Origin of the sequence: Campylobacter lanienae NCTC 13004 (assembly GCF_002139935.1) — a bacterium.
GTDB lineage: Bacteria > Campylobacterota > Campylobacteria > Campylobacterales > Campylobacteraceae > Campylobacter > Campylobacter lanienae.
Genome location: NZ_CP015578.1, coordinates 577431 through 603621, shown reverse-complemented (window position 1 = coordinate 603621; position 26191 = coordinate 577431). Strand labels below are relative to the sequence as shown.

Genomic DNA, 26191 nt, shown 5'->3' with positions numbered 1-26191 from the left:
AACTCCTTTTAAACTAAATCTAGTGAAATTTTACCAGCTTTTATCTCGCTTATTTTTACATTCAAAAACTCCCCTTCTTTGATAGGAGATTTGATCTTTGAGATATGTAAAAGTCCATCTACGCCATCTCTTAGCGATACAAAAGCACCAAATGTAGCTATCTTTTTAACCTCTCCATTGAATTCCTCTCCTAGCTTGAAGTTATCTATACTTTTGCTATCTTTTTTGCCGCTTTTGATTTTTTGGTCTTTTTGGGTGATTTGGATTATATACTCTTTAGCAGCTTCTACTCTGCCTTTTTGTGCTCCTGCGACTTTGACTTCACCTTTTTCTCTATCTAAGTCGATGCTTACATCAAATTTCTCAATTATCTCTTTAATAGTCTTACCAGCTTGACCTATTATATCAACTATTTTTGATGGATCTACGCTAAATAGTTCTAATTTTGGCAATATTTCTTCATTTATAACTATATCATCACTGGCTTTTTCCATAATGGCTAAGATATGCTCTCTAGCCTCTTTGGCTTGTAAGAGTGCTTCTTGTAACACCTCATAGCTAATCCCACCAAGCTTGATATCCATTTGAAGTGCAGTTATACCATCTTTGCTACCTGCAACTTTAAAATCCATATCGCCATCATGATCTTCTAAGCCCATAATATCAGTTAATACTGCGTGTTTATCGCCTTCAAATACTAGCCCCATAGCCACACCGGCTACTAATTTAGAACTTTGAATTCCCGCAGCCCTAAGCGCCAAAGAGCCACCACACACACTAGCCATAGAGCTTGAGCCATTACTTTCTAAAATTTCACTAACTAATCTAATAGAGTATGGGCTATCTAGATCTATGCTTGGATATAAGGCTCTTTTGGCTAAATTTCCATGCCCTAACTCTCTTCTACCTGGTGCTTTAATAGGGCTAGCCTCCCCTACACTAAATCCTGGAAAATTATAATTAAACATAAATTTCTCTGCTACAACGCCCTTTTCTGTTAATATCTCACTCATTTGTGCGTCACTATCAGTCCCTAAGGTAGCTACGACTAAGGCTTGAGTCTGCCCTCTTGTAAATAGACAGCTACCATGAGCATTTGGTAATATATTTGTCTCAATGCTAATAGGCCTTACATCTTTTAAGCCTCTGCCATCAGCTCTAAGGCTTTCATTGATTATCTGCTCTCTTACAATCTTTTTCTTATATTTTCCTAAGATATTTAAGATAATCTCCCTATCCCAAGACTCGCTTATCGCGGTATCACTAGATGCGATTTTGTCAGCGATTTTACTTAACTCACTGGCTCTTTCGCTTTTTGCCATCTGATTTATAGCACTTTTAACCTCAGCTTTATAAAACTCATCTATATAAATTGCGATATCGTTATTTTCTATCTCGCTTTTATACTCTAAATTTGCTGCTGGTTTTTTATAATCTTTAAAGGCCTCTTCATAGGCATTAGAGCCATTTATGATAGCTTCATTAGCAAATTTAATCGCTTCAAGCATCTTATCTTCGCCAAATTCATTCATAGATTGCTTTTGAATAAAATCACTACAAAGCCCCATATCCACCACTGGATCTACTATCATCATAGGTGCTAGATCGCTCATCATAGTTGGCAAACTTCTCATCTCTATCATTAAAAGCTCATCTTTAACACCAGCTACATATAGATCAAGGGTTGATTTTTTCAATTCAGAATTGCTAGGATTTAAGACAAACTCACCATCAATATGCCCAACTCTCACCCCACAAACTGGACGCTCAACTGGTATATCACTCAAATACAGAGCCACACTAGCTGCATTTAACCCAACAACTTGTAAATCCACCTCTGGATCTGCACTTAATACCATAACTACTATTTGCGTAGGATATGCGTAGCCTTTTGGAAATAATGGGCGAAGGCTTCTATCTATTATACGACTTGTAAGAGTCTCAAATTCTCCTGGCTTGGTCTCACGCTTGACATATCCGCCTGGGATTTTGCCGGCTGCGTATTGCTTCTCAAGATATTGAACAGTCAAAGGCAAAAAATCTTCTTCAACTTGCTTATCTTCTTTGGCTATTGTAGCTAATACTACGGTATTTTTCACTCTTAAAAGCACTGCTCCGCTAGCTTGTTTAGCGACCTTGTTTAGATCGAAAATTTGAATTTGATTATTTACCTCTATGCTACACTGCATTTATATCTCCTTTTGATTTTTGTATTTTTTGTAATGGCAAATAGTGCGGACTATCTTCTAAAATAGACATCACAGACTCTACATTAACTCTAGAACTATAATAAAAATCCACATCTACAAAATTGCTTATTTTTTTAGCGTAATATAAGCTATCAACTAGGGTATTAAAATATGATAATATATCAGATGCGATAAGTGGCGTAGCATATACTACAGATTTAACGCCTAAATTTATCAGCGATTTTATACACACAAGTGCTGTAATGCCTGTTTGACAACCCAAATCAACTAATAAAATATTTCTATTTTGAAGATTTTCCAAAAGCTTACCCTTGCGATATTTATAGACATTTTTTAAAATTTTCTCTTCATATTTGCGGTGCGCTTCACCATAGATAAAATCCAAACTAATATCAAAAGCCTTTACTAGCTCACTATTATAGACTATCTCTTCAGTCTCGCTCACTATGGCGATCTCGCATTCTGGATTATTTGGTGCGTATAATCTCTCGCTAAAAAGTAGCTCATAGCTAAGCTCAAGTCTATTAGCCACCATATCAGCTAACACAACGCTATCTAATGATGAGCAAACCACCACAAAATCGCCATCTATTAGCTCTTTTTGTGGTAATACCTCTAATAGTTTATTCGCAGCATCTAGCTCATCTTTGAATTTCAACTCATTTGGATTTATCAATTTAACGCCTTATTATCTTGTTCAATAGCAAAATCATATGAAACCTCACCTAATGGATAGAAGCTAAAGTATAGATATACTCCTTGGCTCTTTTTAGACTCTATACCAGCGCTTGTATTTTTAGGTTCGATATCTTCTTTGTATATCAAGCTATAGTCCCAACACTTTCTTTTATAGTGAATTCCACTTTGCCACATCTTTGTATAATCTCTTTGTAAGTCATAATCCACTCCCGCAAAAAACTCATAATTATACGGTAATTTCAAGCTCATATTGCTACTTAGATAGCTCTCTTTGTCATACGCATTGCCATTATAATAGTTTTTGTCATATGTATGCCACACCTTTGCGCTAAACTTACTCCATTTATATAAAAGGCCTGTTTGGATCTTTGATAAGTCATTATCTATATAAGAATACTCTATCTTATTAGCAAAATCTAAATTTCCATAGTATAAATTCACCCTATTTTCCAAACTCTCCATCTCATCGCTATCAAAGTTATAGCTCTGTCTTAGGCTATGCCTTAATATCTTTTCGCCATTTTGGTTATAAAAAAACTGCGAACCTTCAAATCTTATACGCTCTGTTGTGTAGGTATTTGAAATTCTATCTATGAAATTATCTTCAAAAAGTGCTAAATTATCAGCATTATATGCTACTCCATCTTCAATTAGATAATATTTCAAAAGCTTTTCATTGATATCGCCATTATTATAACCTGGCTTTATATAATCAAATTTGAAATTTAAAGTATGATAAAACTCACTAAAAGCCCTAGATAGATCACTCTCTAGCAAAATTCTGTGATAGTGGTTGATGATATCATCATAATTATTGGTATAAAAATCCTTGCCATTATAATATTTAGCTCTATTATAATCTACATGAGAAGCATATAAATTCTCACTCAAATATAAATTTAAATAATCATCAAATAACCCAAATTGAAACCCAATAGGCACTTCCATCTCATATTGATTAGCACTAGCACCAATCTCTCTTGTGTAATTATGATATTTAAAATCAAATGCATAGGTTAAATTCGGCAATATAAATGTATTAAAAAAGCTATGATATTGGATTCTTGGCAACTCTTGAAGCGTATCATCATTGCCGTATTTAGTTCCTATCTTTGCCGTATCGATATAATATTTACTATAAGCTCCTAAATAGTGATTATCAGTGGTGATAAAATAGTTTAGCCTAGATTGAACTAGTGAGTCGTGATTGCCCTCATTTCTCCCTCGTAAATTCAGATAATCAATATCATTTAAATTTATAAACTCAATCCACAATCCCTCTTGAAAATCACCATCAATTAGATAAGCAACTAGTCTATCTCGATCATATCCTAGCTCTATACCGGCGTGCTGCCTATTTTTTAAATTCTCTTTTTGTTTATAATCACTTCTTTCATTAAATATCCCACCACGGATATATCCACTTGAGTATGGGGAATCAGCAAATCTAAGCGTAGAGTATATCCCAGCGCCTCTACTAGTTCGAATTTGCGGGTCAAATTCCAAATCCCACTCATTATACTCAGCTATATAAATAGGCTGTAAATACACAAGCCCCTCATCCCCGCTATATGATAATTGCGGAGTTAAAAGCCCTGTTCTTCTAGTCTTATCTGTGCTAAAACCAAAATATGGTAGATACATAACTGGGGTATTTTTGACATAAAATACTGGATTGTATAGATGTAAGAATTTACTCTGTTTATTTAGCTCGCCACTACTAAATCCTATATGCCAATCTGGATCGCTCACATTACAACTTGAGACTATAGAGTTCGTTATGCTAACTCTCTCATCGCTATTACAACTCTCATCGCTTTGTAGCCAAATTTCTTTTTTCTTATCCATTACAAAGCTATTTTCAAAGATCATCTCATTACTATTTAAATCTATCCTAGCATACTCAGATCTACTAGTTTCATACTCTCCACGCATCAAGCTGACATTACCAAAAAGCTCTATAATATTGTTTTTTTGATCATATTTAGCACTATCAGCACTAGCTAAGTAGTTTTGCGAATACAATAAAACATTACCACTAGCAGTGATTATATCGCCATCTTTTTGGACATCACTAGCCAAAAATTCTACATTTTCTACATTACCAAAAAGCTCACCACACAAAAGCAAGGCAAAAGCTAGCGATCTAATACGCATTACAAACCACAGTCTTAGCTAATTTATCTTGCCAAGTTTGGCGCTGAGAATTTCCAAATGCCCATAAAAATCCGATATAAAACAGACTCTCACTCAAAAGTCTCACACAAGCCCTAAGAAAACTACTACTAAGGCTTGGCCTAGATAGCATAACTGTATCTATACAGACTATTTTACAGATCATCTTACCTGGCGTGGCTGCGTAATACCATATAAAAAATGTATGATATATAACCTTCATAAGCGCAATTTGCCAAAATAGTCCCGATATCGCATTTAATGTCGCTTCAACCCCAATAGCGCTAGTCTTAGCTATAAAATCCCAATATATAAGCATAAATAATACAGATATGATAATATCATCTATAGCATATGCCAAAATTCGCCTATTGATACTAGCTATAGTGATATTTTCTCTATATAATCTCTCTTCTAAACTCTCTTTCATCAAAGTGCCTGATATCCGATATCTTTGCGGTATTGCATACCATCAAATTTAATATTTTTAGCTAAGTCATAGGCTCTATCTCTAGCCTCTTTTACACTTCCACCCTTGCCAACGGCTACTAAGACTCTACCGCCACTAGCATATAATTCACCATCTTTTAATGATACTCCAGCATACGCTATGTGTGAGTTTTGCGGGATATTATCTACTGCTATTTTGGCTAGTGGGCTGCTTTTATATGGATAGTCCTTACTAGCTAATACCACGCCTACAGCATATCCATCATCAAGATCAAATTTATTTAATCTCCCAAGTGCTGCACCACGCAATATCTCACCTAATTCGCCTTTGATAAGTGGCATTAAAACCTCACACTCAGGATCACCAAATCTTACATTAAATTCAAGCACATAAGGCACACCATTTACCACCATCAATCCTACAAATAAAACCCCACAAAATGGGGCATTCTCATCTTGCATTCCTTTAAGAGTTGGCTCTATAATCTCTTTTTGAACTCGTTTTATCAAATTTTCATCAGCTAAAGGACTTGGAGCATAAGCACCCATTCCACCGGTATTTGGCCCCTCATCGCCATCTAATAATCTTTTGTGATCTTGTGCTACTGGCAAGGATACGAAGTTGCTTCCATCGCAAATAGCAAAAAAGCTTAGCTCAAATCCATCCAAAAACTCTTCAATCACAACCCTACTTCCAGCCTCACCAAAGCTCTTGCCACTCAACATATCTTTTGTAGCCTTTTTGGCTTCATCTTTGCTTTTGGCTATTATAACGCCCTTACCAGCACATAAGCCATCGGCCTTTACCACCACTATATCACCTAAACTATCTATAAATTTAGCCGCTTCTTCATAGTTATTAGTATTAATAAATTTAGCCGTTCTTATGCCATTTTTAGCCAAAAATTCCTTCATATAAGCCTTTGAGCTCTCTAATCTAGCAGCCGATTTCGTAGGGCCAAAAATATTTAAATTATTAGCTTTAAAAATATCCACAACGCCATCGCTTAGGGCATTTTCTGGGCCTACTATAGTAAGCTCTATTTTGCTATTTAAAGCGAATTTAGCTAGCTCATTAAAATCTTTGATATCTACATTTTGTCCTAAATTTGAAGTCGCCCCATTACCCGGAGCAAAAAAAAGATTATGTTTTTGAGAATCTTGGGTTAATCTAAGTCCTATAGCGTATTCTCTACCGCCACTTCCGATAATTAAGATATTCATATATTTCCTATTTAAATTTAAAATACCCAGATGGTCGGTGCATAGTAGAATCGGCCCTAATATAAAGCCAATCTTGCAAATAGGCAGCCGCTTTAGGTCGCAGCTTCTAAACCTACTAGGCTTCAAACAAAGTCGCGTCACACCACTTCTGCACATCTTCGCTAATACTAATTTGTTGGACCTTCGTAAAAATGCTGTCGAGCCATCCAGGCAATAAAATTATATACAAATTTGACTTAAAAATTGGCATTATAACTAGCTTTTAAACTATTTTTTTTCAAATTCAGCTCTAAATTGTTATAATCTAGCTTTTAAATCCAAATTCAAGGTAAAAAATGTATCAAATAAGAGCCGCTAAAAAAGATGATCTAAATGAGATAATCGCCCTTGTAAAAGAGCTAGCCGAGTATGAAAAAATGAGTGATAAAATCAAATTTAACTATGATGAGTTTGCCTCATCAATATTTGAGAAAAATTATGCCAAAATTTTGGTTTGTCAACGGGGCGAAAATATCATAGGTTATGCTATATATTTCTATACTTTTTCTAGTTTTTTAGGTCGTGGCGGGATCTATCTTGAAGATCTTTATGTAAAGGCCAAATATCGCAATCAAGGAATCGGTAAGAGATTTTTGGCTAAGTTAGCTCAAATTTGCTTAGATGAGAATTTAGGTCGCCTTGAGTGGGAGTGCTTAACTTGGAATGAGCCAAGCCTAGCATTTTATCATAAAATTGGCGCTAAAAATAGAGATGAGTTTTTTCATTTAAGAGTTGATGGTAAAGAGCTTGAGAATTTAGCAAATTTTATTAAAGATTAAATCGCTTTTTGGTAGTATAACGGCTATGAGCTACACTATTTATGAGCTTGAGATGCTTCGTGCAATGGGGTTTAAATTCATTAGCAATAACAAATCAATTAAAAAAGATCACGCTGAGTTTAACTCGCTTAAAATGCTAAATTTACAGATAAAAAGCTGTAATTTATGCCAACTATGTAAAAGCAGAAACAAAGCCGTAATCGGTAGTGGCGATAGCTATAAGGTAGTTTTTGTCTTTGAAAGCCCAGATATAAAAAGCGATAAAAGCGGGATTTGCTCTCCTAGTGCTTCGCTAATTAGATATCTACAAATGGCTGATATCGGCATCAGTGGCTTGTATTTTACATATATTTTAAAGTGTATCAATAAAAATTCTGAGCCAAAATATATAGATATTTGCTCGCAGTTTTTTGAGTTAGAGATTGATATTATATCGCCTAAATTTATAGTAAGCTTTGGGGAAAATTGCTTTAAATATATAGCCAAAAATAGCTCATTTGATAGTCATAGAGGTGGTGTATATAGGTTTAAAAATTCACTATATATGCCTACTTTTGATAGTAGTTGGGTGGATAAAAATCCTAGCAAAACTACTGAATTTATATCAGATTTAAAGAAAATTAAAGGATATATATGAAAAATTTAATTATAGCTTTTTTTGTTATTTGTATGATTTTTACACACTCAAATGCGCAAAATAGATGCGATAAAGAGTGCTTAGACAAACTCGCTAATGGTATGGATTTTATCCAATTTATATATAGTCCGCTCACCATAAAAGAGCCAATTAAAAGCTATTATAGTGATATTAAAAAGCTATTAAATACTCCTCAAATAGATATTGGACGAAAAGATATAAAAGTTGCTCTAATCATCCCGCAACATATAATCAAAAGCTACTCAATAGTGGTGAGCGACTCTGTCTTTGCCTATATATTTAAGCGTGATGTTGGCTCACATATTGAGATATTTTATAGTGGCGATGAGAGCAAAGATAGCTTAAATTCCGCTATACAAAGAGCTAAAAATGCTGGATTTAAGTACTTTATCGCTCCACTTACTATAAATGGCTTAGAGCATATAAATAGCGATAAATACGATGATTTAATATTTTATATTCCAACTATAAATATCAAATCAGCCAAAAACCCAAACTCAAATATATTTTTTGGTGGCATTGACTATGAAGCACAAATTCAAAAGCTACTAACAAAAGCAAATGGCAAAATAGCCGCATTTGGCGATGGAAGTGGCGTCTCAAATATGTTAAATTCCATAGTTGCAGCTAATACAAATGAGCCATATATAAACAATATTGAAGGTAACGATATAAAATTAAATTTTCTAAAAAACAATTATAAACTCAAAAATAGCTCCATTTTTCTCAACACACCACTGATTAAAACTGCCTTATTAAGTTCGCAATTTAGAGTCTTTGAGCTAAATCCTCATATCCTTCTATCCACACAACTTAATTATAATAGCGCTCTAATTAGCCTTACTCAAAATGGTGATCGCAAAAATTTATATATCGCTAACTCTATAATGACTCCTGATAGTCAGCTAGAGACTTTAAGCGAAATTTTAGGTGAGAAGCTTATATATGATTGGGTGGCTTATTCTACGATGATTGGGATGGATTTTATATATTTAAATTATATCGATAAGAGCCAAAAAGCCATCTTCAAAGAGAGCATTCAAAACAATCAAGTCCAATACAAAATAGATATTATGCGTGCTGGAAACTATGGATTTTACATTAGTGAAGATTGATTTTAGATCAATCTTGATTTAATTTAGTGAAAATTTCAGCAAATTTAGGATCTAGCCTTGATAATCTCCCATCACATATAAATCCCACGATAACCTTAGCACGAAATAGCAACTCCATCTGTGAGCACCCTTTGATATCAGCTACTTTATAGATATCTTGGGCTAAGGTTAGGCTCGCACCGCCTACTTTGATAAGCTTGGTTTTGACCTCTAGTATATCGCCTAAAACTGCTGGTTTGATATAACTCGCTTCTAACTTAGTTACTACGAAGTGGCGACTTTGGGTAAATTCGATCCCTGAGTTAAAGACTATTTCGCTCCTAGCTCGTTCGCAAAATTTAATATAATTGCTATGATATACAATCCCACCGCTATCAGTATCTTCATAATAAATTCTAACCCTAAATCCCATTAGCTCTCCTTGCGTGCTCTAATGAAAAATAGTGCCACTTGAGCCAAAAGCATAGCTTTCATCACAAATTCACTCGCCTTATGCATACTGATAAATTCAGCCGTAGCAGTTGCTTCGGCGCCGATTTTTTGAGCTTGAAGAATATATGGCGTGAAATAAAATACAAACGACATAGCCAAAAGCACTATAATAAGTGAGAGAAAAAACGCACTAATTTTGTAATTAAAGCTCTCACTAGTTTTTAAATTCACAATCTCAAAAAGCAAAATTAGTGATGAGATAAAAATAAGCAAAATATTGTATTTTAAAAATACTTGAGTCATTAATTGACCGCTTTGATAGTGGCTTAAAACGCCCTCACCGATATATTGCGATGGATAGAATATCACAGGCGCCATAAATATCCCAATAGCAAGCTCCGCACCGATACAAATACCAAGTAAAAACAGATAAAAACTTCTAAATTTAACCATTTATTTTCCTTTATTATAAGCTACAAATCCACGATCCAAACCAGCCAAATCTCTATAAAATTCACTCTCAAAACCTAACATATCAAGATAATTTTTCATAGATTCTCTTTGGTCATAGCCCATCTCGCAAATAAGATATTTGGCTTTTGATTTAGCTATTTTGGCGATATCTTTTAAAATTTCATCGCCAACTTTGCCACCTATAAGCGCTGTTTTAGGCTCATTTAATACCCATTTATCAAGTGGATAATCTTTGGCTATATATGGTGGATTAGAGATGATTATATCAAACTCACCATCAATCCCATCAAGATAATTTGTATTTACAAGCTCCACATTAGCCCCAAATTTATCTCTATTAATCCTAGCAAACTCCAAAGCCTTAGGGCTGATATCGCTAGCAACTATCTTGGCGTTTTTTAACTCCAAAGCCAAAGATATAGAGATGATTCCGCTACCAACGCCGATTTCGGCAATGCTTATAGAGTTAAATTTCTTAGCTATATCCAATGCTTTTTGAACTAAAATTTCACTCTCAACTCGTGGAATTAAAACACCGCTTCCCACCTCAAACTCTCGCTCCATAAACTCGCATCGCCTAGTGATATACTCCAAAGGCTCACCATCTCTATATCTATCAAGCAAAGTTATAAACTCGCTTTGACGCTCCAACTCATCGTTAGAGTGTAGAAATATCCACTCTCTATTTTTACCTAGATGAAAACTCATCAAACAATAGGCAAAATAGCTACCAAATTCCTTAGCCAAGCCCAGCCCATCACAGACTCTCAAGACGCTTTAACCTCTCATATAAAGTCGGATGCGAGTGATAAACCAAGCTATAAAATGGATGAGAAAGTGGGAAAGATTTATTCTCTTTAGCAAGTTTTTTCAGTGCTAAAATCATACTATCTTTACTAGTCTTACTAGCTCCAAATTCATCAGCACCAAACTCATGCAGCCTAGAAAATGTAGATATCACAGGCTCAACTATCACCATAAATAAAGGCGAATATAATAAGAAAAACAGAAATAATCCCCCGCCGCTTGGCTCAACCCCTAAAGCAGTATAAAAACTATCTGGGATATTACCAAAAATCGCAAATAATATAAATAGCACAACACTCATTAAAATAATATTTTTGATTATATCTTTATGTTTAAAATGCCCCAACTCATGCCCTAAAACAGCGATAATCTCATCTTTATCAAGCTTATTTATCAAAGTATCAAATAGCACAACTCTCTTTGTCGCACCCAAACCACCAAAATAAGCATTTAAGCGATTATCTCTCTTGCTAGCATCCATACTATAGACGCCACTGCTCTTAAATCCACAAGAGCTTAAAAGCTCATTAATAGCCAAATTTAACTCGCTATTTTCTAATGGGGTTATCTTATTAAATATCGGTGCTATCAAAGTTGGGTATATCAAATTCACTATCAAAATCAGTCCAAAACTAATCCCAAAAGCCCATATCCACCAACTAGCCCCTAAAAGCTCATAGCACAACAAAAGCACCCACGAAACCCCAAATCCAAATATCAAAATCATAATTAAACTCTTGATAAGATCCATGATAAAAAGCTTAGCCGTGCTATTTGAAAAGCCAAATTTTTTATCTATTACAAAGGTATTATATATATCAAATGGCAAATTCAAAACCACCATAATAGCCAAAAATAGAGTTACTAATAAGCTATCTTTGATTAAAGCTGACTCCACTCCACCAAGGGAATTTTGCATAGCACTAACTCCCCAAATACTCCATAAAGCCACTATAAAAAATGAATAAATATTTTGAGCTATCTCAAATTTTTGCTTTGTTATAGCTATTTTCGCAGCACTCTCAAACTCACTAGCTGACAATACCACAGGCTCTTTAGCATTAATTATAAATTTAATTTGTAAAATACTCAAAACAACCCTATAGATAGTCAACAAACCATATAAACCAATCAAAATCCAAAGCATCTCAATCTCACTTCAAAAAATTATTATAAAAACTACTGATAAATATAACTAAAATTATAAAAGGAATTATAAATTTAATATAATAAAACCATATATCTACCACCTTTTTCGAACTTTTGGTGCCATGCATTATCTCTGATTTAGCCTCATCTTTTAGCACCCAACCGACAAATAACGCACAAAATAGCGATGTTAAAACAAAAAATATAGTAGCACTAATGGCATCATAAGCATCAAATATATTTTTGCCAAAAATTGTAATATCTGATAAAATATTTGTCGCCATCAAAGATGGTAAATTGCCAATTACAAATATCACAATAAGCACAATTGCTATAGCATTATTTCTCTTGATTTTAAATTTCTCTTCTAAGAGTGTTATTATCACCTCATATATCGGCAAAGATGTTGTAAGTGCCGCTATCATAAGCAAGCTAAAAAACAAAATAGCGATAATCTGCCCAGCAAACATATTAGAAAATACAATTGGCAAACTTTTAAAAACCAAGCTAGGCCCACTATCAGGTGAAATTCCAAATGTAAATAGCGATGGAAAGATCATAAATCCAGCTACCACGGCAATTATCGTATTGATAACACCTGTGATAATAGATGTTTTTATCAGATCTTCATCTTTTCTTAAAAAACTAGAAAGTGTAATCATCACCCCAAATCCCAAAGATAGAGCGAAAAAGACCTGCCCCAAAACATCGATAAATAGCTTCATACTTATCTTGCTAAAATCTGGCGTAAGATAGAATTTAATCCCATCCATCGCCCCATCAAGTGTGATATTTCTAACCACCATCGCAAGCATCAATATAAATAGTAAAGGCATTAGGTATTTAGCGGCTTTTTCTATCCCTTCTACTGCGCCTTTGATTAATATAATATAGTTTATTATAACAAAAACTGCTGTTGTAATACCAATAGCAAGTGGTGAGTTTATAATATTTTTATCATAAAATTTAGCCGTAATAGCAGCATCAATAGGCTCTGAAATATCGAATTTACCAACAATAATATTATAGATATAATCTAACACCCAACCGCCAATAACCATATAATAGGCCATAATCCCAAAGGCACCGCAAATCCCCATCCAACCTACAATTTTCCATAGTGGATTTATCTTTTTGCCATTTGCGTAGCCACCAAAGGCATCTACAGAGTTAATACGCAGCCGTCTTCCAATGGCATTTTCAGCCAAAATCATAGGAATCCCGATCATAATCATAGCTATACAAAAGATCAAAACATAAGCCCCGCCGCCATTTTCGCCTACCAAATATGGAAAACGCCATGTAGCGCCAAAGCCGATAGTAGCACCCGCAACAGCTAAGATATAAGTAAGCCTAGAACTCCAAGTTTGTCTATTTTCTACCATTAATATCCCCTAATTTTGAGAAAGCTCAAGCACCTCAAAATACTCATTTTCTAGTAAATTCAACTCACCCTTTTTCTCTTCAAGCTCTTCAAATAGAGTTTGAAGACCGATTTTTTGGTAAATTTCTGGAGTCGAAAGAGCGTGATTAAGCTCGCTAATTCTGCTCTCTAGAGCTTCTATTAAAGCTGGGTGATTTTGTAAAATTTGATTTTGTTTATAAGTTAGTTTGGTTTTTGATGCTTTTGGTTTCTCTTTTGCTTCTATATTTTGACCTAGCTCTTTTTCTATATCACTAAGCTGATTTAATTCATCTTCTATATCCAAATACTCACTATATTCCATATAAATTTGCTCAATTTTGCCATTTTCATACGCCCAAAGCTTATTTGTGATCTTATCTATAAAATACCTATCATGGCTCACTATCAATATCGCACCCTCAAAGCTAAGCAGATACTCCTCTAAAATATTGATAGTAGCGATATCAAGGTCATTTGTAGGCTCATCTAAAATCAAGCAATCATACTCTTTAGTAAATAACAAAGCTAAAGCCAAACGATTCTTCTCTCCACCGCTTAATACCCCAACTGGCTTGTCTAAAAACTCTTTTGGAAATAAAAAATTCTTTAAATATCCATAGACATGATAGTTGCGACCCCTTACCATTATATGATCGCCGCCATTAGGGCAAAATAGCTCAATCAAGGATTTATCATCACTAATATTTTTTCTATTTTGATCGAAATAGCCAATTTTGATATCGCCACGATTGATTACACCACTATCTGGGCTTAGCTCTCCTAGCAATATCTTTAGCATTGTGGATTTACCGCTGCCATTTCTGCCTACAATCCCTATACGCTCACCTTGTAAAACTCTAGCATTAAAATCGCTAAAAAGTACCTTATTATCTATAGTTTTAGATAAATTTTTACACTCAAATAGCATCTTTTTGCGATTTTGGTTTAGTCCGCTACCATTAAAGCTCTTACTAGCTCTTTCTAATTCTAGCTTGACTTTGCGTATTAAGCCTGGGTTTTTTTTCGCCTCTTCGCGCATAGCTAGGATTCTTTGTTTTCGCCCTTCATTTCGCTTTAATCTAGCTTTTACACCACGCCTTAGCCACTCCTCTTCGCTTTTTAAATTTTTTATTAGCGTCTCATGTGATTTGGCTAAACTTTTTAAAATTTCCTCTTTTTTAGTTAGATAATTAGCATATCCACCCTCAAAACTTCTTAATAACCCATCTTCTATCTCAACTGAACGAGTGGCTAATCTATCGATAAAATACCTATCGTGGCTAATAAATACAATAGTTTGATTAGAAGCTAAAAGCAACTCTTCAAGAAATCTAACCATATAAACATCAAGATGGTTTGTAGGCTCATCAAGCAATAAAACATCTGGCTTTTTAAGGATCAAAGCACCCAAGGCAACCCTGCGAATTTCCCCGCCACTTAAGCTATTAACAAGCCTATTCTCATACTCTCTAAGCCCAAAACTATCTAAAATTCTCTCAATCTTATTCTCTATATTCCAACCATCTTTGGACTCAATAAATTTAACAAGCTCATCTTGGCGATGGAGTAATTCAGGATTTTCATGCTCATTGCTCATTTGAGCTAGGACTTTCTCATACTCATCTCTAGCATCAAATATATCTTTTAATTCCAAATTCAAAGCATCTTTTACACTTAGATTATCATCAAATTTAGGTGCTTGAACTAGCATCTCTATACTTATGGAATTTTGTCTAATCACCCTACCACTATCGATCTCACACTCGCCACGCAAAATCTTCATCAAAGTACTTTTGCCGCCACCATTTTTACCTATTATGGCGATTCTCTCTTTTTCATTTACACTGAAATTCGCCTCTTTTAAGATTATTTTATCGCCAAATTTTTTACTAACTTCTATGAGATCAATGAGCGCCATATCAACTCCTATAAGTTAATATCTTTGCGTCTAAACATAAACCAAAGGCTACAAATTGCAGCTACAAAACCAAGCAAAATCATATAATAAGCCAGATACATAGGATCAAATTTAAACACCATCGCAGTAGCAAATGGCGTAGTCACACCACCAGCTATGGCATAAGCGATATTATAAGCAAATGATATCCCGCTAAATCTAATTTTATTAGGAAACAAAGCAATCATCAAAAATGGCGCCCCACACGGCCCAACACAGGCTAGCAACCCACTTAGCAAGTATAAAATCAATACTATCTCAAAGCTCGCCCCACTATAAAGCGCATCAAAATAGGCATAGACGCAAATTGAAAATAACAAAGCTAATACTAAAGTGCTTTTAGCAATTCCAAATTTATCACTAAATTTACCATAGATAAAACAGCCAAAACATAAAAGCACTATAGCGGCCATCTGCATATATATCGTAGTTAATCTCCCTAGCTCTAATCCATTAGCACTAAATGCCTGAGGCATAAAATTTGGCATCAAAAGTATAAGCACAACGATACATCCAGTCAAAACCCAAGTTATAAACATAGAGACGATACTATCTATTTTATGAAATTTAAATATAGATTTAATAGGCAGATGATCTATCTCGCTCCTAGCTTGTATCTCTTTAAATACTGGCGTTTCGCTCAAATATCGCCTAAGATATATAGATATAAGCCCGAAAAACCCACCCAAAATAAACGGCAATCTCCACATACCGTCTTGAATTTCAGTATCACTCCACATATCTTTTACTATCATTGTAACAAAGCTACCTAACAAAATTCCACCTACAACTGCTGCTGTTAGAATGCTTATGCTAGTATATAGCTTACTTTTGGGTGCGTGTTCGCTTACAAATACCCAAGCCCCCGGTAGCTCACCGCCAATTGCGATGCCTTGTAGAATTCTAATAATAATCAAAATTATAGGTGCTAAATACCCAATGCTCTCAAATGTAGGCATTATACCAAGCAAAAATGTAGGAATTACCATAAGCAAAATCGATAGCATAAACATATTTTTTCGCCCATTTTTATCCCCAAAATGTGCCATAATCACACCACCAATCGGCCTAGCCAAATACCCAGCAGCAAAGGTGCCATAAGTGTTAAAAATAGCCCAAAAAGGATCTAAATCAGCAGGAAAAAATAGTGTAGATATATAAGAAGCAAAAAATACAAAAATTATAAAATCATAAAACTCCAGCATTCCACCAAGCGATGAAAGCCCTAAAATCCTAATATCAGACCTGCTAAATGATCTAGCCATCTTCTTCCTTAAAAGCAAAAAATTAAATCTAGCATTATACAAAAGCATTGCTAAAATTGAGTTTAATATTAAATCCAAATACCGCATTTGTGATAATCTCTGCTTCTTTAATCCTTTGTTGGTCGTCATAACTTGCTATCTCTCTTATAACGGCATTTTTCTTTTGTGTTTCGGTGGCTGTTTGAGCTGTTACAAGAGCCGTTCTTGCTTTGTTAAACTCAATTTCAGCCTTAGCTAATTCTATTTGGCTATTTGTCTGTTGCTGTTTTAAAGCTAATTCTTGTTTGGATAGCTCTATTTGGTTTTTAGTTTGTTCTTTCTTTAATTCTAGCTCCCCATTAGCTAACTCAAGTTGATTTTTAGTCTGCTGTAAGCTCAGAGCTATTTCAAGTGCTTTAGCGGTTAAATTCACCGCCATTGAACTCATTAAGTTGGATTGGATAGTTATCTTATCTTTTGGGGCTAAGCTCTTATCATTAAAGCTACTCTCTAGATACTTAATCGTCTTATCAAATATGGAATTCTCACTAATAATAGTCGCTTCTATCTGCTTATAATCACCCACTAACTTACTTGTATCTAAATCTAAATTTGCCATTTTTGCTCCTTATTTTTATTTTTACCTACTTTTAACGGCGTAGCGGAGCCACGCCTAAAGTAGCAAACAAAATTTTCGCAATAGCAAAACAACCTTAAATGGTTATTTTGCGGCGAAAATTTGGAATGTGACCCCGCACTAAAGCGGATTAAATTTATGTTCTTTTAGCCTTATCATAAGCCTTATATAGCTCATCTGGTGCTTGTGGTGGCATCTTATCAGCTTGTGATAGCCATTTGGCATATTGCCCTGCTTTTTGCCTTGGATTAGCACTAGCACTCATACCGCTATCATATTTTACTACTCTATCATTTGGATTGATATCTAAAGTCTTAAATGGATGCGGACTATAACTACTAAATTCTTTTACATTTTTAACCGCCTGGCTTTTTAAAAATTCTTGCCTTTGGTCTAGCTGTTTTTTGATTTTATCCGCTTCATCTTGTTTTCCAGCTAAGATAAGCTCCCTTCTTTTTTGTTTGAGTTCTTGCCATTTAGGATTATCTATATCATTTATAAGAAGTCTATTAAACTCTCCATCTATAGCGTCATCTTTGTTATATGTTCTATTTAGCCTTTTCTCAACATTTCTAGCTTCACTCTCACCAGCTAGATTTTTATACTCTTCATAGCTTAGCTTTTGTGTGTTTCCACCAGAGGCAAAGCTTTCTATACTTTGGATTGCGTGTTGGATTTCGTGGTATAGTGTGCTTTTTAACTCATCATTGGTAGCATTTTGTAAATAGTCATAATCAAAAAATATAGCTTTTTGCCTTGACCCAAATGCTTCGTGATATATGGCGTTTGCTCCATCTTTTGTTTGAGTTGGTAAAATTGATAAATCTTTAACTTGTGGATAAGTCTTAAACAGCTCATCATCTTTTAATATATCACCTAGTTTATTTGGTGTAGCCTTTTTTAGAGCTGATATATCTAGCTCTCCACCTTTTGGATTTATCTCAAATTTCCATTTTTTATCTATATCTTTATACCAGCCAGTTTTAGCCCAGATTTCGCTCTCATCTGCTCCATTTTTTGCCATTTCCCTAGCGGTTTTTAGCTTGGCTTTATTGGCTCCTATTGCGTTCTCTCCGCCAAAAATATAGTTATAATTCTCCTTTGGTGTTCTGCCTATGGCTTTGCCTATGATATCAGGCCTATCATTTAAAATCATAGGCAAATCCTTAGCTAATCTTTGGCTAGTTCGCGCTAATTGTGGGGCTAATTTAGCTGAATTTTCTAGCATTTTCATAGCCCCTACTGAGCCACCAGCTCCTAATAAAAATCCCTTGACAAACGCTTCGGCCTTTTTATTTGGGTCTTGCTCGGCATTAGCGTTCATCGCTCCGCCTATACCGCCACTACCTAGGTGTAATATGGCTTTTTCCATCGCCATAGTGCTAAAGCCATTCATCATTGGTTGTATGATTGGCTCTTGACTTTTTATCTCTTTTGGGGTAGAATTTGGCTTAGAGTTTAAAGGCAGAGTCTCGCCTTTTGTAAAGCCTTTAGAGTTGATAATCTTATTGGCTTCTCTAATATCATCATAAGCAGTAACTATCCATTTATTTTCTGTCGGATTACCTTGCCAATTTTGCTTTAATCCTATTTTATAAACTTTATCATTTTTATTATAAACGATTGTTGTTCTACTATTGTTGTCTATTTTTATCTCGCCTTTTTCTATTATCTCGGCTATACCATTTGCCATTTTTTGTTGTGCTGTGTCGCCATCAAATGAGCTAAAATCTTTTAAGTGCTTCTCTACTATCTTGCTAAGCCCATAGCCTTTTATCTCGCCTTTTACGACCTTAAACTCACCCCACACTAAATCAATATCACCTAGCTCCTCTCTCTCAAACGCCCCAGCCACTTGCCCTTCTCTTTCGGTTAAGAGCTTTTTGATAGCTAAATCTTTTGCGTGATAAAACTCTGCGTAATTAGTGCCAAATTCTTTAATAGGCTTTATATTTAGCTCTTGTTCGATATTTTCTCTTATATAGCTTGGCAAGTATAATACACTATTTCTCTCTTTAGCGATATTTTCTAAATCACTATCTTTTAGCCCCATTAATCCACGATTTTTAAGCTGTTTTTCTAAGTCATAAGAGTAGTCTTTTTTATCACTATTTATAAATGGATATAGCTTTTTCTCTCTTTTTTTATCTCATTTTCTAAATATTTATAGAGATTTTCATTGACCCTAGCCTTGCTATCTTTTAACTTTTGAAATTGCGTTACTAGCTCTTTATCGCTCATTGATTTTATCTCAATTTCTGCTATTTTATCCTTTATACCTTTTGCTGTTGGCTTTCTTAAATCGCCTATGCCCACACTTCTTAACTCATCGAAATTCTCTTTTAGATTTTCAAAGGCATTTAATACTATTTGTCTATTTTCTCCACTTGTCTTTTGGGTAATTATCTCTTTTATCTCTTTATCGTGTTTTACTAAAAACTCTTTTGTGATATAGTTTGCCATTTCACTAGCATATTTAGGCAAATTTAATTCATCAGGATGAGCCTTAGCAAAATCATCTAAAACATATCTATAGAGCTCATTATAAGTTTTTATCTCACTATCTAAGGCTTTATTTGTCTTGCCTTCTACAAATTTCTTGATTTTTTCTAATCTACTATTTGTATTTGGCTCTGTTTGTGTTGCTTCTTTAGCTGTTGTTTCAGCTTCTTTTATGCTTTGGTTTGGTATAGTTTTATCATTGAAATGCTGTAATAAATCGCCTCCCATAGAGTTATTTGCTCGAGTGGTTGCTGGAAGTGGCGTCCCAGTCAGCATTTCTTTATTTCTGCGTTGTAGCCTATCTAAATCTTTAATTTTGTTTTTGTTTGCGTGTATGATTTCGCCATCGTTCTTAACTATACCTATATTTGCGAATTTATTATCATTTATTTGTTTGCCTATTAAAGCTACATCATCATCATAATTCTTAAAAAAATGTGTTGGATTATCCTTTATCTCTTTTATAACCCTAAATACATCCGCTTCACTTCTAAACATTTCTGGGTGTTTTTTGGCTAGTTTGGTTAAATTAGCTCTCCACTCATCACTTATAACGCCACTCATATTCTTAACCCACTCTTGAATATTTAAATTTTGATTTATTGCGGTTTCTTGTCTAGCACTATTAGGATAAGTTACAAATCCATTGCCTTTTATGCTATTTTGGGTTAAATTTTGTGTAGCTTCGCTTAGGCTATCTGCTTCTTGTTTAATTGGTGATGGTGTTGGGGCGTCCTTTGTGCTATTTTTTATAGCGTTTTGTAAATAAGAGATTTGTTTGGTTAGGCTATCTATATTACCGCTATTTGCTTGATTTGCTAAATTTGGTTGATTGTCTGCTTTAACTACTTGTTTTTCTATCTCTTTAACTGCGTTTTTAAACTCATTTAATAGATTTCTTGTTGGTGTTGGTAAATTTCCACCTGGGATATTATCTATATTTTTAATAGCTAGTTTAAAGTCGCCATTAGCATTTAGTATGGCTCTGTTTAGCAATATAAATTCAGCCAAAAATAGCATAAATTTAGGTAATATTTCACTATTTATTTGAAGGAAAATGTATTGTTAGAGTATGGTAAATTTAAGATAGAGTGTGTAAAAAAGCGTGTTAAATACCTACGATTAAAGATTACTTTAACTGGCGATATCAAGCTAATAACCCCACTAAACGCTACTAAATTTCAAATAGATAGTTTCATCAAATCGCATATTGAGTGGATAGAAAAAACCCTGCTTAAAATCCCAAAAAGCGATCCAAATTTGGTAAAATTTCTAGGCAAAAGCTATAAAATCAAAATATCTAATGAGTTTAAATTTAGCGGTGAATATATATTTACTCCAAATTTACAAACCTTAAATAATTACGCAAATGAGACATTAAAAGAGCTAATCAACCAATATATCGCTATTTATAGCCCTAAAATTGGCAAATCTATAAATGCTATTAGAATCAAAAATATGACCACTAGATGGGGAAGTTGTAATAGTAAAAAAGGGTATTTAAATTTCAGCACCCAGCTAATCCAAAGAGATAAGAGATTTATAGAATATGTGGTGCTTCATGAGTTAGCTCACCTCATCTATCCGCACCACCAAAAGCAATTTTATGATTTTATTCTAAGTTTAATGCCTGATTTTAAAGATAGGCTCAATCTATAAATCTTTTTGTGATATCGCCGTAAGACTCAACTCTTCTATCTCTTAAAAACGGCCACCATCGCCTAACTTCTTCGCATTTTTTCATATCTATATCTACTATTTGGACGATTTCATCTGTGGAATTTGACCTAAATAGCTCCACGCCTTGAGCATCAAAAACAAAGCTATTCCCCCAAAATCTAATCCCACCACCGCACTCATCGCTCTCAAATCCTACACGATTAACAGCGATAACAGGTAGATTATTGGCTACAGCATGCCCTCTTTGGACTGCTACCCAAGCTTCTAATTGAGCTGATTTAGTCGCTTCATCGTCTCCATCAAACCATCCAATTGCCGTTGGATATATCAAAATTTTAGCCCCGCTTAAAGCCATTAATCTAGCCGCTTCTGGATACCACTGATCCCAGCAAACTAAAACCCCAAGCCTACCTAAACTCGTATCAATAGGCCTAAAACCTAAATCACCTGGTGTAAAATAGAATTTCTCATAAAAATTTGGATCATCAGGGATATGCATCTTTCTATATTTGCCTGCTTCTTTTCCATCGCTATCAAAGACAACTGAAGTATTATGATATAAGCCCTCAGCTCTCTTCTCAAATAGCGAAGTTACTAGCACTATTTTATTATCCTTAGCTACATTAGACCAGTAAATTTTATCTTTTTCATAATCATTTGCTAGATCAAATTTACCCACGCTCTCATCTTGACAAAAATACGCCCCTTGATGAAGCTCTTGAAGCACGACTAGCTGCGCTCCATCTTTAGCAGCTTTTTGAATCATCTGTGTAGTATGGCTAATTGTGCTATCTTTGTCCCCATAATATCTATGTGCGATTAATGCTACTTTCACTATTTTATCCTTTTAAATCTATTTTGGCTTGAGCAGTGTAGGCTACCATTTTGTCTGATAAAGACTCTACTATCTACGCCTATTATATCTCTATTTGGTAGGGCCTTTTTAAGAGAGTTTATAGCCCTTTCATCGGCGATTTTATCTCCATATGTAGGAACTATCAAAGCACCATTTATAAAGATAAAGTTACAATATGTAGCTCCAAGGCGTCTATCATTATAATAAACTGGCTTAGGTAAATTGAGTGCTATAAGCTCAAATCCACTAGATTCTAGCTCTTTTTTCATCAAATTTAACTCCACAAAATGCTCATCACTCTCATCATCACAAGCTGCGTAAGCTATGGTATTTGGGGATATAAATCTAGCTAGAGTATCTATATGACTATCGGTATCATCACCTTTTATAAATCCGTGTTCTAGCCAAATTATCTTTTTTAACCCAAAGAGATTTTTTAATCTATTTTCTAGCTCAAATTTGCTTAGATTATTTCTATTATCATTTAACAAACACTCACTAGTAGTCAGCATCACTCCATCGCCATTAAACTCGACGCTACCACCTTCTAAGATCAAATCCACATCTTCTAAGATACCACCAAAATACTCAAATAACTTCTTATTTAGCGCATTATCTTTGCTACTTTTAAACTTCCCGCCCCAAGCGTTGAATTTAAAATCATAGCTGATAATCTCATCACCTAAATTCACATCTATCGCACCATAATCTCTAATCCAAGTATCATCGGTATCGATTTGTAAAAATTCGCAATTTTTATACTTCTTAAACCTATCAAAATCACTTGAATTTGGGGCGATCAATAGCACTTTTTGGTAATTACTAACCACCCTTACTAACTCTTCATAGCTATCTAAAATTTCATCTAAATACTCAGCCCAATCGCTATTAATATGCGGAATGCTAAGCATTAAAAGCTCTTGGTCTTCCCACTCTCCAAAGGCTCTAATCTTACCTAAATTTGACATCAAAATACCTTTAATTAAATCCCAAAAGAATAACAAAAAAAATTTTAAAATCCAATAAACTATAAATTAAATTTAGCAATTTTTTGCTATTATTTTGGGCTATTTTTACAAAAGGAGATTTATGGTTTTTAGCTCTTATGCTTTTATATTTGGCTTTTTGCCTGTTATGATAGTTGGATTTTATCTATTAAAATACCTTAATTATCATAGGGCTTCTAATATATTTTTAGTCCTTGGAAGTCTATTTTTCTATGCTTTTTGGAATGTTTTGTATCTGCCTATTTTGGTTGGGTCGATTTTGATAAATTACCTTATCGCTAGTAGAATTTTATCTATTAAATTAGCCAAATTGGGGGGGGGTAAGAGCCTTTTAATCATTGGAATTATCCTTAATCTTAGCTTACTTGGGTTTTTTAAATATACAGATTTTTTCTTAGAAAATTTCAATCTCTTTAATCAAATTTTAAATTTAAATTTCAATATCCCCTTGCCACATATAGTTTTGCCTTTGGCTATATCATTTTTCACTTTTCAGCAGATCGCATTTTTAACTGATTGCTATAAAAATGTAGATATCAATGACCTAAGGGAGCATGGTAAAAAGATAGATTTTATAGATTATTGCTTGTTTATCAGCTTCTTTCCGCAATTAATCGCCGGACCAATAGTCCATCACAAAGAGATGATGCCACAATTTAAAACTAATGAGACTATCCCTACTCAATATCAATCCATAGCCAAAGGGTTATTTATCTTTAGTATTGGACTATTTAAAAAGGTATTTATCGCAGATAGCTTTGCGAAGTGGGCTAATGCTGGATTTAGCTATGTAGAAAATGGCGGGGTAATGAATATCATAGAGTCATGGGTAACATCGCTTTCATATACTTTTCAACTCTATTTTGATTTTAGTGGGTATTGTGATATGGCTATCGGGCTTGGGCTGATGTTTGGTATCATCTTGCCTATAAATTTCAACTCACCATATAAATCATTAAGCATAACCGAATTTTGGCGTAGATGGCACATAACCTTAGGTAGATTCTTAAAAGATTATCTATATATTCCACTTGGTGGCAATAGATTTGGCAAGATTTTAACCCTAAGAAACCTATTTATCGTAGCATTTTTAAGCGGTGTTTGGCATGGTGCCGGATGGGGATTTGTGATTTGGGGTGCGCTTCATGGCGTTGCTATGGTGATTCATAGAATTTATCTATATTTTGATATCTCATTAAGATACGCAAATTCAAAAATCTATAAAATTTTTTGCTGGTTTATAACATTTAATTTTTTAAATATCACCTGGATATTTTTCAGAAGTCAAAACTTAGATGGGGCTTTGAATTTACTTAAAGGAATGTTTGGGGTTGTCTGGATAGAACTACCACAAAAGCTTAGATTTCCTTTTATTTTAGAGCAAATTGGCGGTAGAAACGATACTATAATATATCTTATCATCGCACTAATCATAACTCTAATGCGCAAAAATAGCATTGAGATGCTAAATTCATTTAAGCCAAATTTAAAAAACGCAATTTTCGCTGGATTGTTACTATATATAGCACTCATCACACTTAGCATAACTCCATATGTAGAGTTTATATATTTTAATTTTTAAGGTTTTAACATGTCAGATAAGAATGCGAAAAAATTTATAATAGCCACTATCATTACCCCTATAGCTCTTGGTACTATTTTATTGAGCTTAATATATATCTATGATCCACTTCAAATATTTCATAAGAGCTTTTTTGATAAGCCACGATTTTTTGGAGAGATGCGTATCGGAGCTAAGGGAATTATAGAGCATTATGATTATGATTCATATATTCTTGGTACCTCTATGCTACAAAATACCTCCGCAAAAGAAGCAAATCAAAAAATTGGTGGAAATTTTGTCAATATATCTCCAGCAGCAAGCAGCATAGCAGAAAGAGCGATTATATTAAATTTTTTATTTAAGCATAAAAAACCTAAAAATATAATCTACTCTTTAGACGCATTTAGCGATGAGATGCGAGGGAAGATAGATTTCAAACTCCTTTATGATGACTCCAAATTAAATGATTTAGAAGCATACTTAAATGATAGATTTCTAATCTGTATTTTAACACTTAGTAAAGATGAAAATAAATGCATTGGTAAGCCTGATATTGAAACTCTTTTACAATGGTATAGAGAAGAAAAACAACAACAAAGATTGGGCGGATTTGCTAATTGGATAAAATACAATCCAGATGAGCTAAAAAAATTTGATCTTTTCAATCTAAAGCCAATAATATTTGATGAAAAATTATTTGATACAACAAAGCAAGAGCAGTTTATCACCAAATACACAATACCTTTTATCAAAGATAATCCACAAACTAATTTTTATCTAATACTCCCACCATATTCTAGATTTCATTTTAAAGTTAATCCAGAAGCTTTTATCGAGCGTAAAAAGGTGGTATTGTATCTACTTGAACAGATTAAGGATTTAGATAATGCTACAATTTACGCTTTTGATGATTTGGATTATCCTGATGAGATCGCTAATTACGCTGGAGATACAATTCATTACGCCCAAGATATGAATAGCATAGAGCTTAATGCTATTAAAGACAAAAAGCATATTTTAACCCTTGATAACGCACAATCATACTTTGATAAAGTAGAGCAAAAGATTAAATCCTATGGTATAGAGCCATTTGTTGATATGATAAAAAATTTATAATAAACGAGGTTT

General features: G+C 34.2%; 23 protein-coding genes. 6 read left to right on the top strand and 17 right to left on the bottom strand.

The window, feature by feature from the left end:
* Window positions 1-8: 8 nt before the first annotated feature.
* Genes CLAN_RS03070 through purD form a run of 5 tightly spaced genes read right to left on the bottom strand, consistent with a single transcriptional unit; the run spans window position 9 to window position 6758 of the window.
* Window positions 9-2189, bottom strand: a complete 2181-nt coding sequence (locus CLAN_RS03070; RefSeq protein ID WP_096014799.1) for a polyribonucleotide nucleotidyltransferase — start codon at window positions 2187-2189, stop codon at window positions 9-11.
* On the bottom strand, window positions 2179-2886 hold the full coding sequence (locus tag CLAN_RS03065; protein ID WP_096013396.1) for a phosphoribosyltransferase family protein: 708 nt from the start codon (window positions 2884-2886) through the stop codon (window positions 2179-2181). Before CLAN_RS03065 ends, CLAN_RS03070 begins: the two co-directional genes overlap by 11 nt.
* Complete coding sequence (locus tag CLAN_RS03060) at window positions 2883-5066, bottom strand: LPS-assembly protein LptD (protein WP_100590564.1); 2184 nt, start codon at window positions 5064-5066, stop codon at window positions 2883-2885. Before CLAN_RS03060 ends, CLAN_RS03065 begins: the two co-directional genes overlap by 4 nt.
* On the bottom strand, window positions 5056-5514 hold the full coding sequence (locus CLAN_RS03055; protein WP_096013398.1) for an RDD family protein: 459 nt from the start codon (window positions 5512-5514) through the stop codon (window positions 5056-5058). The genes CLAN_RS03060 and CLAN_RS03055 overlap by 11 nt, the downstream gene beginning before the upstream one ends.
* Window positions 5514-6758: a phosphoribosylamine--glycine ligase gene (purD, locus tag CLAN_RS03050; protein WP_100590563.1), complete on the bottom strand. Its 1245-nt coding sequence runs from the start codon at window positions 6756-6758 to the stop codon at window positions 5514-5516. Before purD ends, CLAN_RS03055 begins: the two co-directional genes overlap by 1 nt.
* A gap of 335 nt (window positions 6759-7093) precedes the next feature.
* On the opposite strand from purD, the gene CLAN_RS03045 reads away from it, so the two are divergent.
* Genes CLAN_RS03045 through CLAN_RS03035 form a run of 3 tightly spaced genes read left to right on the top strand, consistent with a single transcriptional unit; the run spans window position 7094 to window position 9349 of the window.
* Window positions 7094-7576: a GNAT family N-acetyltransferase gene (locus CLAN_RS03045; protein ID WP_096013400.1), complete on the top strand. Its 483-nt coding sequence runs from the start codon at window positions 7094-7096 to the stop codon at window positions 7574-7576.
* Between the two features lie 25 nt (window positions 7577-7601).
* On the top strand, window positions 7602-8213 hold the full coding sequence (locus tag CLAN_RS03040; RefSeq protein WP_100590562.1) for a uracil-DNA glycosylase family protein: 612 nt from the start codon (window positions 7602-7604) through the stop codon (window positions 8211-8213).
* Complete coding sequence (locus CLAN_RS03035) at window positions 8210-9349, top strand: hypothetical protein (RefSeq protein WP_100590561.1); 1140 nt, start codon at window positions 8210-8212, stop codon at window positions 9347-9349. The genes CLAN_RS03040 and CLAN_RS03035 overlap by 4 nt, the downstream gene beginning before the upstream one ends.
* Window positions 9350-9356: 7 nt before the next feature.
* Here CLAN_RS03035 and CLAN_RS03030 read toward each other — a convergent pair whose 3' ends face one another.
* The 10 genes from CLAN_RS03030 to CLAN_RS02985 all read right to left on the bottom strand — a co-directional run bounded on the left by CLAN_RS03030 (window position 9357) and on the right by CLAN_RS02985 (window position 20967).
* On the bottom strand, window positions 9357-9761 hold the full coding sequence (locus CLAN_RS03030) for a YbgC/FadM family acyl-CoA thioesterase (RefSeq protein ID WP_096013403.1): 405 nt from the start codon (window positions 9759-9761) through the stop codon (window positions 9357-9359).
* Window positions 9761-10234: a DUF4149 domain-containing protein gene (locus tag CLAN_RS03025; RefSeq protein WP_100590560.1), complete on the bottom strand. Its 474-nt coding sequence runs from the start codon at window positions 10232-10234 to the stop codon at window positions 9761-9763. The genes CLAN_RS03030 and CLAN_RS03025 overlap by 1 nt, the downstream gene beginning before the upstream one ends.
* Window positions 10235-11026 (bottom strand): peptide chain release factor N(5)-glutamine methyltransferase, encoded by a 792-nt coding sequence (gene prmC / locus CLAN_RS03020; RefSeq protein ID WP_100590559.1) that lies wholly within the window; start codon window positions 11024-11026, stop codon window positions 10235-10237.
* A complete protein-coding gene (locus CLAN_RS03015) occupies window positions 11013-12209 on the bottom strand; it encodes a M48 family metallopeptidase (RefSeq protein WP_100590558.1) in 1197 nt (398 codons plus the stop codon). The genes prmC and CLAN_RS03015 overlap by 14 nt, the downstream gene beginning before the upstream one ends.
* Before the next feature lie 7 nt (window positions 12210-12216).
* Window positions 12217-13596, bottom strand: a complete 1380-nt coding sequence (locus CLAN_RS03010; protein ID WP_100590557.1) for a sodium-dependent transporter — start codon at window positions 13594-13596, stop codon at window positions 12217-12219.
* A gap of 9 nt (window positions 13597-13605) precedes the next feature.
* A complete protein-coding gene (abc-f, locus tag CLAN_RS03005; protein ID WP_100590556.1) occupies window positions 13606-15534 on the bottom strand; it encodes a ribosomal protection-like ABC-F family protein in 1929 nt (642 codons plus the stop codon).
* 8 nt (window positions 15535-15542) lie between these two features.
* Complete coding sequence (locus tag CLAN_RS03000) at window positions 15543-16838, bottom strand: MFS transporter (protein WP_096013679.1); 1296 nt, start codon at window positions 16836-16838, stop codon at window positions 15543-15545.
* A gap of 34 nt (window positions 16839-16872) precedes the next feature.
* Window positions 16873-17436: a hypothetical protein gene (locus tag CLAN_RS02995; RefSeq protein WP_096027352.1), complete on the bottom strand. Its 564-nt coding sequence runs from the start codon at window positions 17434-17436 to the stop codon at window positions 16873-16875.
* A 154-nt stretch (window positions 17437-17590) separates the two neighbouring features.
* Entirely contained in the window at window positions 17591-19507 is a 1917-nt protein-coding gene (locus CLAN_RS02990) for a putative barnase/colicin E5 family endoribonuclease (protein ID WP_100590555.1), read from the bottom strand.
* Window positions 19508-19566: 59 nt separating this feature from the next.
* Complete coding sequence (locus CLAN_RS02985; RefSeq protein WP_147525228.1) at window positions 19567-20967, bottom strand: hypothetical protein; 1401 nt, start codon at window positions 20965-20967, stop codon at window positions 19567-19569.
* 51 nt (window positions 20968-21018) lie between these two features.
* Between CLAN_RS02985 and CLAN_RS02980 the strand changes: the two genes are divergently transcribed.
* Window positions 21019-21615: a M48 family metallopeptidase gene (locus CLAN_RS02980; protein ID WP_172618495.1), complete on the top strand. Its 597-nt coding sequence runs from the start codon at window positions 21019-21021 to the stop codon at window positions 21613-21615.
* Here CLAN_RS02980 and CLAN_RS02975 read toward each other — a convergent pair.
* Window positions 21605-22471 (bottom strand): carbon-nitrogen hydrolase, encoded by an 867-nt coding sequence (locus CLAN_RS02975; RefSeq protein WP_100590552.1) that lies wholly within the window; start codon window positions 22469-22471, stop codon window positions 21605-21607. The genes CLAN_RS02980 and CLAN_RS02975 overlap by 11 nt on opposite strands.
* Window positions 22471-23442, bottom strand: coding sequence for an agmatine deiminase family protein (locus CLAN_RS02970; RefSeq protein WP_100591043.1), 972 nt, complete (start codon window positions 23440-23442; stop codon window positions 22471-22473). Before CLAN_RS02970 ends, CLAN_RS02975 begins: the two co-directional genes overlap by 1 nt.
* Window positions 23443-23581: 139 nt before the next feature.
* Here CLAN_RS02970 and CLAN_RS02965 point away from each other — a divergent pair, with 139 nt between their 5' ends.
* Together CLAN_RS02965 and CLAN_RS02960 are read left to right on the top strand one after the other, a co-directional pair.
* Complete coding sequence (locus CLAN_RS02965) at window positions 23582-25081, top strand: MBOAT family O-acyltransferase (protein WP_100590551.1); 1500 nt, start codon at window positions 23582-23584, stop codon at window positions 25079-25081.
* Between the two features lie 9 nt (window positions 25082-25090).
* Entirely contained in the window at window positions 25091-26179 is a 1089-nt protein-coding gene (locus CLAN_RS02960) for a hypothetical protein (RefSeq protein WP_100590550.1), read from the top strand.
* Window positions 26180-26191 lie beyond the last annotated feature (12 nt).